General features: G+C 44.9%; 8 protein-coding genes. All 8 read left to right on the top strand.

All coding sequences use genetic code 11. The annotated features are described in order from the left end of the window. The first annotated feature begins 32 nt into the window (after nucleotides 1-32). The 8 genes from M3629_RS07715 (at nucleotide 33) to M3629_RS07750 (ending at nucleotide 11,971) form a co-directional block, all read left to right on the top strand. Entirely contained in the window at nucleotides 33-992 is a 960-nt protein-coding gene (locus tag M3629_RS07715) for an NAD(P)H-dependent flavin oxidoreductase (protein WP_251503793.1), read from the top strand. Nucleotides 993-1,323: 331 nt separating this feature from the next. After that, complete coding sequence (locus tag M3629_RS07720) at nucleotides 1,324-3,702, top strand: glycoside hydrolase family 95 protein (protein ID WP_251503795.1); 2,379 nt, start codon at nucleotides 1,324-1,326, stop codon at nucleotides 3,700-3,702. A 217-nt stretch (nucleotides 3,703-3,919) separates the two neighbouring features. Continuing rightward, nucleotides 3,920-4,945 carry a LacI family DNA-binding transcriptional regulator gene (locus tag M3629_RS07725; RefSeq protein ID WP_154888906.1) on the top strand — a complete coding sequence of 342 codons (1,026 nt, stop codon included), beginning with the start codon at nucleotides 3,920-3,922 and terminating at the stop codon, nucleotides 4,943-4,945. Nucleotides 4,946-5,078: 133 nt separating this feature from the next. Next, entirely contained in the window at nucleotides 5,079-6,068 is a 990-nt protein-coding gene (locus tag M3629_RS07730; protein ID WP_423246125.1) for an ABC transporter permease, read from the top strand. Nucleotides 6,069-6,082: 14 nt separating this feature from the next. After that, nucleotides 6,083-6,970 (top strand): carbohydrate ABC transporter permease, encoded by an 888-nt coding sequence (locus M3629_RS07735; protein ID WP_154888904.1) that lies wholly within the window; start codon nucleotides 6,083-6,085, stop codon nucleotides 6,968-6,970. Nucleotides 6,971-7,021: 51 nt separating this feature from the next. After that, nucleotides 7,022-8,665 carry an extracellular solute-binding protein gene (locus M3629_RS07740; protein WP_251503797.1) on the top strand — a complete coding sequence of 548 codons (1,644 nt, stop codon included), beginning with the start codon at nucleotides 7,022-7,024 and terminating at the stop codon, nucleotides 8,663-8,665. A gap of 15 nt (nucleotides 8,666-8,680) precedes the next feature. Further along, complete coding sequence (locus M3629_RS07745) at nucleotides 8,681-10,039, top strand: glycoside hydrolase family 30 protein (RefSeq protein WP_251503799.1); 1,359 nt, start codon at nucleotides 8,681-8,683, stop codon at nucleotides 10,037-10,039. A 303-nt stretch (nucleotides 10,040-10,342) separates the two neighbouring features. After that, the gene (locus M3629_RS07750; protein ID WP_251503801.1) at nucleotides 10,343-11,971 is read left to right on the top strand and encodes a response regulator; all 1,629 of its coding nucleotides are present in this window, start codon (nucleotides 10,343-10,345) and stop codon (nucleotides 11,969-11,971) included. Nucleotides 11,972-11,978 lie beyond the last annotated feature (7 nt).

The raw sequence follows: 11,978 nt of genomic DNA on the forward strand, positions 1-11,978 counted from the left end.
GCTTGAAATATACGTATAAAGGAGTTCGTCAGATGAATAAGATTACCGAATTACTGAATATAGAATATCCCATCATTTCTGCAGCTATGAATTGGGTAACTTCAGCAGAGTTTGTAGCTGCTGTTTGTAATGCAGGGGGGATGGGGGTACTCGGACCAAATGCTGGACAAAAACTACATCCTACAAATTTGAAAGAATATGCTGATAACCTGCGAAACGAGATCCGTAAAGTAAAGCAGTTAACGAATAAAAACTTCGCTGTGAATTATATATTCCCTCTAGATGACAGTGGCACTCTACCATTTGGCTCATTGCTTTTTGATATCATAGTTGAAGAAGAAGTCAAATATGTCGTAGCCATTGGGAACCAAATGGTCGCAAGCGAAATGATAAAATTAAAAGAGCAAGGCATAACCGTTATCTATAGGCCGCTTAACCCTACGGTTCATAACATTCTGGAAGCGGAGAAACATGGAGCTGATGCAGTTATCGTTACTGGTAGTGAGGCTGGGGGACATTTTAGTCAGTATAATCTTAGTCTATTTACGCTGTTACCCCAAATAACTGCAGTTGTTAATTTGCCTGTGATTGCGGCTGGTGGAATTATCGATGGACGTGGTGCTAAAGCAGCCTTTGCGATGGGGGCACAAGGCGTTTACATGGGAACTAGATTCATAGCAACCGTAGAAAATCCTGCGAGTCCTGCCGCCAAGCAAGCCATTATTGATGTCAAAAGTGAAGAAATACTCGAACTGGATGGGGTTTATGAGCGAACAATCCCGACTCCAGGAGGAAAAAAAGCTTATCAACTCATTAATGAAGGGAAGTCACTAGATGCCGTTCCGTACCACAAAAATGGATACAAAGAAACGCTCTTACTAGGGAATTTAGATCAAGGAACAATTAGCGTTTCTCCATCAGCAGGAGGGATTCAGGAAATATTGACATGTCAGGAAGTTATAGATGAGATTATAAACCATATAAGTTATTAATTAGCAAGATTATGCTTTCCAAAAATGGATTCATCACCACGATGATAACTAAAATCTATACGCAGCAAAAAGTGGTACCAGAGCAGGTGCCGCTTTTTGCTTATCACCAATTTTATATACAAGTACTTCACAATAGATACCGTGTTGAGATCATCGAAAATCTCCTCGTAGCAAATGGAATTTTAAGGTTTATTTGTAACTGGTTTAAGCTTTTCCACATCATTTTTATTAAATATATATCTTCCCTTTGCATTGAAAGTTATAATGATTCCTGAGCAAGTAAAAATAGAGTTTGTCCAAAAATCAAGTGCATTCGGAGGTAACGATCAGCATGAATATTCAGTTTGGCACTCCAGCCACCTATTGGGTTGAAGCACTGCCTATAGGTAACGGCAAGTTGGGCGGAATGGTCTTTGGCGGTATCGAAAAAGAACGCATTGCATTGAACGAAGACACGTTGTGGTCAGGTTATGCGCAGGATTGGAATAACCCGGAGGCTCGTGAAGTATTGCCTCAAATCAGGGATTTAATTGCCCGTAAACAGTACGTAGAAGCGGATCAACTTAGCAAAAAAATGATGGGGCCTTTTACACAATCGTACCTGCCATTTGGTGATCTGGAACTTGTGATGGAACACGGACAATTATGTGAACGAAAAACTTATCAGCGCAAGCTGGATTTATCTACAGGTGTTGTAAGCGTTTCCTATGAAATTGGTGGAGTACGATATGACAGGGAGGTATTTGCTTCCCATCCCGATCAGGGTATCGTCATTCGTTTAACCGCAAGCAAAGAAGGAAGACTTAACTTTCATACTAGGCTGAGCAGTCCGCTGAGACACGAAACTTCTGCTGCGAATGCTCAATATGAACTGTCCGGAACTGCTCCGGAGTATGTGTCACCGAACTATCACGATGTTGAAGTGCCTGTCCGTTACGGAGATGTAGCAACTAGTCGTGCGATGACTTTCCATGGCAGACTTGCGGTATCTCAAACTGGAGGTACACTGCATTCAAGCGGTGGCGGACTGCAAATCGTGGGTGCAACGGAAGCGGTCATTTACTTTGCAGGGGCTACAAGTTATGTATCGTCTAGTCAAAAAGGGGACAGCGTAACCTCCCCGAAAGAGAAGACTGCGGACGTTATTAAGCAGATTATGACTCGTGATTATACAGAATTGCGTCAACGTCATGTACAGGATCATCAAGCGCTGTTTAATCGTGTGCAATTACACTTAGGTGAAAGTGTTGCTCCGCAGGACATGCCTACAGATGAGCGCATCGAGAAATACGGTAGCAGTGATCCAGGGTTAGTCGAGTTGTTGTTCAACTATGGCCGTTATTTGATGATCGCCAGCTCCAGACCAGGAACGTTGCCAGCGAACTTGCAAGGAATTTGGAATCAGGAAACACGTGCGCCTTGGAGTAGCAATTATACACTGAATATTAATGCAGAGATGAACTATTGGCCTGCGGAGACGTGTAACATGGCTGAACTGCATGAACCATTACTTGATTTTATTGGAAAACTGGCGGAAAACGGACGGAAAACAGCTGAAGTAAATTATGGTGCTCGAGGCTGGGTAGCCCATCACAATGCGGATATCTGGGGACAAACAGCCCCTGTAGGAGATTATGGTGCCGGTGACCCGTCATGGGCTTTGTGGATGATGGGCGGCGTATGGCTGACGCAGCATCTGTGGGAACATTATGCGTTCTCAGAGGATAAAGAGTTTTTGCAGGAGACCGGTTATCCACTGATGAAGGATGCCGCCTTGTTCTGTCTCGACTGGCTCATTGAGAATAAAGAAGGACATTTGATCACATCACCATCAACGTCACCAGAGATGAAATTTATCATTAACGGAGAACATACAGCTGTCAGTGAGGCAACTACAATGGACATTTCCCTCATTGCCGAGCTGTTCGAAAACTGTATTCAAGCAGCTGAAGTGTTGCAAACAGATGCGGAATTCGTGGAACTCCTGCGAGCGAAGAGAGAACAACTGCTGCCTTTGCAGATCGACGCAAAAGGGCGCCTTCAGGAATGGAGCGAGGATTTCACAGAAGAAGATCCGCAGCACCGCCACGTATCCCACTTGGTTGGTGTGTTCCCGGGAAGACTGATTACAAAGAAAAAATCTCCTGAACTGATGCAGGCTGCACGCACTTCACTTGAAATTCGTGGTGACGGTGGTACAGGCTGGAGTCTTGGCTGGAAAATCGGTTTATGGGCTCGCTTTGGAGAAGGGAATCGCGCTGAACAGCTTATCTCCAATTTGTTAACACTCGTTAAAGCCTACGAGCCAAGCAAACATGAGCAGGGCGGCGTGTACGCGAACTTGTTTGATGCTCATCCGCCATTTCAGATCGATGGAAACTTTGCGGCAACCGCAGGTATTGCCGAGATGCTGCTGCAATCTCATCAAGGGTATCTGGATTTCCTGCCAGCATTGCCTGAACGCTGGTCTACAGGTTCGGTTAAAGGTTTGAGAGCAAGAGGCGGGTTTGAGGTTAGCCTAAGTTGGGAGAACGGTAAGCTGCTTGAAGCAGAAATCCTCTCGCATACAGGCAACACATGTTATTTGCAGGTTGAGCCTGGCTTGAAAGTATATCAAGGGGATACGGTTGTACAAACCGTTCAGGAGAAAGACGATCAAGTTAGTCTGCCAACGCAAAAAGGACAAATATATACCGTTTCATTTAAATAAAATGAACTTGAATCCTAATGTCGTTCGAGTGAATAACTTATATTCAATAAATCAATTCACCCTCGGAGCAGTATAAGATCAAGAGATGAAGCCGCTGATCAATGAAGATCAGCGGTTTTCTTTTATACAAACTTGAAAAGTTAAGTGTTGTATTGAAAACGGTTTTATGCTATTTTGAATGTATAAAAACGTTTTAATAGCAAAGGAACCTGAATGTATGGGAAAAATCACAATTAAAGATGTTGCACGGGAAGCCGGTGTCTCGATCTCTACGGTTTCAAATGCCTTAAATGGTGTGGATGTACTGAATCCGGAAACGAAGTCCCATGTGCTCAAAGTGGCGGAACGTTTAAACTACATTCCCAATCTGAATGGGAAACTGTTGAAGTCAGGTCAGACAAAGATGCTTGGTTTCTTCACGACAAGTGTGTCGGGTCCGTATTTTTACAAGTTAGTCGAGGCCATGTCGCGTGAGTGTGACCGTCTCGGTTACGGACTCAATGTGTTTGTAACCAAAGATAAACATGTGATTATGAGCAATATTCTCGGTAGACGGGTAGATGGGGTAATTATCTACGAAGAGCTTCGAATTGATGAACAGGATATTTTGTCGATGGAAAAAGACAAGATTAAAGCTGTTTTCCTGGATCGTGTGTATGAGAGCGAACGAATGGGAAGTGTCATCTTTGACTCTTACGTAGCCAGTTATGAAGCAACCAAATATCTGATCGGGCTTGGTCATCAGAAAATTGCCTATATCTCCGGTGTAGATGAGATGTTTGACAGTGTACAGCGCCGGGAGGGATATCTGGCGGCCCTTCGAGAATATGAACTTCCAGTCGATGAGGATTACATTATTCAAGGGTACTTTGAAGAAGAGGCCACTTACAGTGCCATCAAATCCTTCATTCATAAGCATCCAGGCAAGTTGCCTGATGCCTTTCTCGCCGGCAATGACCTGAGTGCGATCGGATGCATACAGGCATTAAAATCTCATGGTTATGAGGTTCCGAGTGACATCAGTGTAGTCGGATTCGATGATATCGATATCGCTCCGTATTATTCTCCACCCTTAACAACCGTTCGGAACCAAATTGCAAGACAAGGCATTCTAGCTGTCACGCAATTGGTCAATATGATCAAGGGACAGGAACAAGGAATAGCGCAAAAGTTATCTGGGGAACTTATTGTACGCGGTTCAAGTCATGTGAAAATGAACAACCGGAGGGATGGCCGTAAATAACGGGTGAGAGGCCCATCGGGTCCATTTTTCATTTTATATTACAGAGAAGGGAGTTTTTTTGGATAAAATAAAAACGTTTTTATAAATCGGAATACATGCATCTATCGACACATACAGAGGGGAGCAACGAAGGATGAGTCACTTGACGACTACAGCAGACAGGCAGCAGCAACCTCTTAAACCCGGTGGCAAAAAACATTTCAAGCAACGGTTCAATACGTTCTGGGTCGATTTCGCCAGACAATGGGAGATCCAGTCCATGGTTCTACCTGGCATTCTATTCATGATTGTTTTCTGTTACATACCGATCTACGGATTAACGATTGCGTTCAAAAATTACACCGTCATTGATACACTGTCCAGTGCCCCATGGGTGGGGCTGGATAACTTCAGAATCATCATGTCAGACAAATACTTCTGGGATGCTGTTGTGAATACGCTGGGCATCAGCTTTTTGAAGCTAGGGATCGGGTTTGTCATTCCGATTATTCTGGCCATTATGATTTACGAGCTGAACAGCGGACGATTCAAGAAATTCGTGCAAACGGTTTCATATCTACCTCACTTTCTCTCATGGATCGTGCTGGGCGGTATGCTTATCACCTGGTTCTCCACAACCGGCTTGTTCAATGAACTACTGCTCGGTCTTGGCATCATATCACAGCCGCAAAACATATTGCTGGACGCGGGCAAGTACTGGTGGATCGCCACGTTATCCGATATCTGGAAGGAGGCTGGCTGGGGCACCATTTTGTATCTCGCCATCATGTCCAAGATCGATCCTACGTACTATGAGGCCGCCAAAATCGACGGAGCCAGCCGGATGCGTCAGATATGGAATATCACCTTGCCTAATATGAAATCCATTATCAGCCTGAATCTGATTTTGACGGTCAGCGGATTGCTGGGTTCGAATCTGGACCAAACGCTGGTGCTTATGAACTCACAGAACCGTGAGAAGGCAGAAGTCATTAATTCCTATGTCTATCGTATGGGGATGTCGCAAGGCGATTTCTCGTATGCTACCGCCGTAGGTTTGGGTGTTTCCATCATTTCTGTAATTCTGCTCGTCACTGCAAACAAAATAACTAGCAAGCTAAACGACAACCAGTCTGTGCTGTAGAAGGAGGTTCCCTCATGAACGGAAAAGCGGCAAAAGAAGATCTGGACAGCCGGATTTTTGATACGCTCAATATCATTTTTTTAATAATCTGTACCATCGTCATTATTATTCCGCTATGGAATGTTATCATCTCGTCCTTTAGTTCAGGCAAAGCACTGGCAGAAGGCGGATTCATCTTCTGGTCACCTGAGTTCTCGCTAGAAAATTACCGAGCGGTGTTTAATGATTCAAACATCTGGCAGGCGTTCTTCATCTCTGTGTCCAAAACCATGATCGGTGTCGTAACACACGTATTCTTCTGTGCCATGGTCGGATATGGACTGAGCAAGAAGTACCTGAGAGGACGCAAATTGTATGTTGCCATGGGTGTAATTACCATGTTTTTCTCCGGCGGCATGATTCCAACCTTTTTGCTCATCAAGGCACTAGGTCTCCTGAACAGCTTCTGGGTGTATATTATTCCGGCTTTGTTCAGTTTCTTCGATGTCGTCATCCTGATGAATTTCTTCCGTAATGTACCGGATTCACTCGAAGAATCGGCGAAGATGGATGGGGCCGGAGACTGGCATATCTTTCTCAAAATCTTTATCCCGCTATCCATGCCGGCAATGGCAACGATTGCCCTGTTTAACGGGGTAGGGCAGTGGAACGATTTTATGACGACCAAACTGTATATCACAGACCAATCGCTGTACCCATTACAGATGATGTTATATGAAATTATTGTGCAATCCCAGACACAGTCCATGCAGAACGTGGGCGGGTCTGTCGTGATTGAAACAACAACCAAAGGGGTGCAGCTTGCCACCATCGTCATTACCACATTGCCAATTGTGCTGATCTATCCTTTGTTGCAACGATATTTCATTTCAGGCATGATGCTTGGGGCAGTTAAGGAGTAAAACGATAGATTCACATCAACGATTTATATTCGACTACGAGGGGGAAAACACATGTTTACTATTCACCGGGTACTGGGCAAAAGAGGGGTTAAAGGATGTGCAGCTTTACTGACAGCTGTATTAATGATTACGGGATGCAGCGGTGGTTCCGATGGATCGAGTGAAGCAAACTGGGTATCCATCGAAAATCGCTATACGGTTGATCCGGAGAAACCAGCATGGCAGCTCGATAAAAAGGAAGAAGTGACCGATCTGACCTGGTACGTTAATGCCGACTGGTGGAATACCGATTTTGGCAAAGATATCGTCACCAAAAAGATTAAGGAAGACTTGAACATTAACATTAAATTTATTACAGGCGATGATACCAAATTAAATACCTTTTTTGCCGGCGGAGATATGCCTGACCTGCTGACGGTGTTTGATTCCAATTCGCAAGTCGTGAGCAAAGCATCAACCTGGGCCATACCTCTGAATGATTTGGCTGAGAAATACGATCCGTATTTTAACAAGGTTGCGGCTGCGGACACGATGAAGTGGTTCCAGCAAACAGATGGAAAGACTTATGGTTATCCGAATTATTCCAACACACAAGCGGATTATGATAGCGGTAACATTCCAGCCAAGACCGCCTTTATCATCCGCAAGGATGTATATGAAGCGTTAGGCAGTCCAGTCATGGGAACACCGGAGCAATTCCAGAGTGTGATGAAACAGATCAAGGAAAAGTTCCCGTCGCTCATTCCGTTTGGCTTTAACGCCATCGGTGGAGGCACCGGTTCGCTTGGCGATGCGTTACAGGATTTTATCGGCGTACCCCTGGAGACGGAAAACGGAGAGTTCTATGACCGCAATCTGGACGAAGATTATCTGACTTGGCTGAAAACCTTAAACGCTGTATACAGAGACGGCAATATTAGTGATGACAGTTTTGCGGATGACGGTACAGCCTTTGAAGAAAAGGTGAAATCCGGCAAATATGCGGCGATGCTGCTCGACGGTACACCTCAACAGGGCGGAAACCTTCAGATCTACATGAGTGACAACGAAGGCAAAGAGTACATCGCCATTGATGGGCCGCAAAGTACCAAGGGCAATGTACCAACACTGAATCAGTCCGGTATTACAGGCTGGATGATTAATTTCGTCTCCAAGGATGCCAAAGACCCGGCTAAAGCGATGCAAATTTTCACGTATTTGCTGAGTGAAGAAGGCCAAATTCTGATGAACTATGGAATTGAAGGAGAGACGTTTAAGAAAAAAGATGACGGTACAGTTGAATTACTTCCGGCCGTGAAGGACATGCAATTGCATAATGCGGACCAATTCAAGAAGGAATATCGCCTGGGTGAATTTATGTTTTTCGGTCATGACCGTCATAAGGCGCTGAGTGCCGATGCCTTCCCGGAGGCGATTAAACAAATGCAAGCATGGGGTAAAGGCAAGTTGACCCCTCATTTTATTCTGGAAAATATCAATCCAAACCTGGGAACACCGGAAGCTCGCGCATTGTCCGCCATTAACACCAAATGGAACTCAACACTGGTAAGCATGTTGCGTTCAAAGGATGATGCCTCGTTTGACAATGCCCTCGCGGCATATCAATCGTTCTTGGAGGAAAATCGCTGGCCTGACATTGTGAAGATCCGTAGCGAGAAGATGAAGCAGAATAAAGAGAAATTAGGCATGCAATAATGAGGAGGCTTTGCGATGACAACATTTAAAATGTTCAAAACTACGGGGGAAAATGACCTGTTTCGTCTTGTTCCTCCCGAGGAATACAATCCGATCAAGTCCATGGACGCTGATTCGATGGCCGTAACCGTTCAACTGGATGATCGCCAAACGTATCAGGAGACGGACGGGTTTGGAGCGTCGTTTACAGATGCTGCGGCATATCTGATGAATCAAAAGATAACGGACGAACAACGGACGGAAGTGATGACACGGCTGTTCCATCCGACAGAAGGGATCGGATTGTCGGTGATCCGCAACCCGATGGGCGCTTCGGATTATGCCCGCACGGTATACAGTTATAACGATCTGCCTGACCATCAGACAGACCCGGAATTAGCCGGATTTAGCATTTTGCATGATGAAGAGGACATTATTCCGTTAACCCGGCAGGCGCTTTCACTGAATCCCGAGCTGAAACTGTTCTCTTCGCCGTGGAGCGCACCCGGCTGGATGAAAACAAGCGGCTCCATGATTACAGGCCAGCTCAAGCCTGAGTGGTATTCGGCATATGCGGAGTACTTTGTAAAATATATTCAGTCCTATGCAGCTCATGGTCTGCCGATCTATGCAATCACCCCGCAAAATGAGGCTTTATATGAGCCGGGACATTATCCGGGCATGCTGATGCCCGCTGAGGCGCAAGCCGAGTTCATTGTCGATCATCTCAAGCCAGCTTTTGTACGCAACAACCTTGACACCAAAATTCTGTGTTATGATCACAATTGGGATCGTCCGGATTATCCGCTGACCGTTCTGGAGCAGGCAGGAGAAGCTGTGGATGGAGTGGCATGGCATTGGTACGGGGGAGATGCGTCAGCCCAATCCAAAGTACACGAAGCTTTTGCGGGAAAAGAAGTTCATTTCACCGAAGGCTCTGGCGGGGAATGGATTCCGCCATTTGAACAGGCGTTCTCCAATGTGATCCGAACGGGCATTCAGATTTTGCGAAACTATAGCAAGTCACTCGTGCTATGGAATATGGCACTGGATGAACACAATGGCCCTACGGTGCCGGGTTTTGGACAGAGCACGTGCCGTGGAATTGTGCAGATTAATCAGCAGACGGGAGAACTTGTCTACACGCTGGATTATTACGCGCTGGCTCATTTCAGTGCTTTGATTCGCCCTAAAGCGGTTCAAATCCAATCGGTATCCAGCGACGATTCCATATACACGGTAGCTTTTCGCAATACTGACGGAAGCACAGCATTGGTACTGTTTAACGATGGGCAAGAAGGCAAACAGGTTAAGATTGAAATGCAAGATCAAGAAAGCCTTGTTGTATACATGGAATCCAAAAGTGCTATATCCATATTAATATCGAACGATTAAAGGGCAGTAGCCCGGCTATGACCTAATGGTTGTAGAAATGAGAACACCTGCCTCAGCAAGTATTCATGTATTCTCGACATTCCTAGAGAGCAATAATGCGAACCATGCAGACCGCCAACTTTGGCGGTCTTTTATCTGTTTTCTAATCTGTTGTGTATTTTTTATCGTTTTTCTGATCATTTTTCTAACCGTTTAAGGGGATTTCATGCATACAGTCCGAATAAAGTACAAGATAGAATGCACCTGCCCCTCAATCTTTTGGGTGATGGCTCGTGTATAAATAACCAACTTTGGAGGACTTCCATGTATAAACTGATGATTGTGGAGGACGAATTGCTAATGCGCGTGGGCATTCGTTCCATGCTGAACTGGGAAGAATACGGTTTTTGTATAACAGGTGAGGCTAGTAATGGAAAAGAAGCACTGGAGCTTGCGCTTGAAAAGGTACCTGACTTGATCATTACAGACATCCGAATGCCCGTAATGGACGGATTAGCGTTAATCAAAGCATTATCCCCATCGTTAAAAAGCTGTAAATTCGTCATTCTGAGCAATTTCGATGAATTAGATTACGTGAAAAATGCTTTAAAGTTCGGTGCCACCGATTACTTAATTAAAAGCGAAATTAACGAGCAATCGCTTATCGAGCTTTTGACAAATATACGGGAGAAGCTGCAAAGTGAACGCCATCCATTTAACGCCTTACCCTATGTATCCTCCGATTATTCCAAGAGTATCCGATATTTGAAGGATAGCTTTTTCCAAGATATTGTGAGCGGATTCATCCATGAAAAAGAGATGTTTTCCAAAGCGGAGGAACTCCATTTTCGTATCCAGTCAGACCAGTTAGTGGTCATCAAATTCATCGTTAATCATTATGAGAAGGTCAAACGCAAGTATATTGAAAAAGGGGAAAAGCTGCTCCGTTTCTCGATACTCAACATTATGGAAGAGGTTATTCCATCTCGGTGGGCAAAGGAGATTTTTGTGGAAAGCTCGTCCGAATACTGGGTAGTGGTTAATGTTCGATCTGACCGGGATGCACATGCTGACCTGAACAAGCTGATTCGTAAAGTACTCACTTCCCTTAAGGATTTTATGAACCTGTCACTTACAGCGGGAGTAAGTTCGATTAGTTTCGGCTTTGTGTCGCTGCGGAAGGCTTGTCAGGAGGCAGAATTTGCGCTTAAGGAACGTTTTTTTACGGGTGAAAGCCAGATCCTGTATGTTGAGGATATACGTGAAACCCCCAGTAGGGAAGACGTTGAACATCTGCTGAGTCCTCAGCAGGAGCAACAATTCATGAAAATTTGTATGAGCAAAAATAAGGAGAAAGCCCGGCAATTTCTTGAAGAAATCTACATTGACCTGAAGACCGTAAGGGCAGGCGAGAACAGTATCCGCAAGCAATACCTTACGTTGCTCGAAACAATGCACGCCCATTTGCTGAACAGCACATCACGAAGCAAGCTTTCCATGACGGAGAAATCCCCCTATGAGATTGTCCTGAACGGGGAGCATTGGGAGGATATCCATGAGAATGTGCTGACGTATATCACCGAGACATTTAGCACCAGCTCCCAGGTCACGCACGAGCTCAAATACACAGACCTCGCAATAGACATCATCAACCGTTATTATGCAGAGGATCTTTCATTGCAAAGTGTAGCTAGCCAGATTAACGTGAATCCGTCCTATTTAAGCCGTTTGTTCAAGCAGGAGAAGAAGGAAAATTTCATCTCGTATCTGACCCGGGTTCGGATTGATCATGCGAAGGCTTTTCTCCTCAGCAAAGAGCTGAAAATATATGAAATTGCCGATAAAGTCGGGTATCACAACTACACGTATTTCAGTAAGATTTTCAAAAAGAACACAGGGCTTACGCCAGAGGAATATCGGGAACAGCAGCATGTGCATGCCATTCGGAAATAGAGGTGTG

Source organism: Paenibacillus polysaccharolyticus (genome assembly GCF_023714295.1).
In the GTDB taxonomy this organism is placed as follows: domain Bacteria; phylum Bacillota; class Bacilli; order Paenibacillales; family Paenibacillaceae; genus Paenibacillus; species Paenibacillus polysaccharolyticus_A.

What these genes read in the sequence shown, in the direction of transcription:
- M3629_RS07740 (WP_251503797.1), top strand. Translation starts at nt 7,022, where the DNA reads ATGTTTACTATTCACCGGGTACTGGGCAAAAGAGGGGTTAAAGGATGT.
- M3629_RS07715 (WP_251503793.1), top strand. Translation starts at nt 33, where the DNA reads ATGAATAAGATTACCGAATTACTGAATATAGAATATCCCATCATTTCT.
- M3629_RS07730 (WP_423246125.1), top strand. Translation starts at nt 5,079, where the DNA reads ATGAGTCACTTGACGACTACAGCAGACAGGCAGCAGCAACCTCTTAAA.
- M3629_RS07735 (WP_154888904.1), top strand. Translation starts at nt 6,083, where the DNA reads ATGAACGGAAAAGCGGCAAAAGAAGATCTGGACAGCCGGATTTTTGAT.
- M3629_RS07720 (WP_251503795.1), top strand. Translation starts at nt 1,324, where the DNA reads ATGAATATTCAGTTTGGCACTCCAGCCACCTATTGGGTTGAAGCACTG.
- M3629_RS07745 (WP_251503799.1), top strand. Translation starts at nt 8,681, where the DNA reads ATGACAACATTTAAAATGTTCAAAACTACGGGGGAAAATGACCTGTTT.
- M3629_RS07725 (WP_154888906.1), top strand. Translation starts at nt 3,920, where the DNA reads ATGGGAAAAATCACAATTAAAGATGTTGCACGGGAAGCCGGTGTCTCG.
- M3629_RS07750 (WP_251503801.1), top strand. Translation starts at nt 10,343, where the DNA reads ATGTATAAACTGATGATTGTGGAGGACGAATTGCTAATGCGCGTGGGC.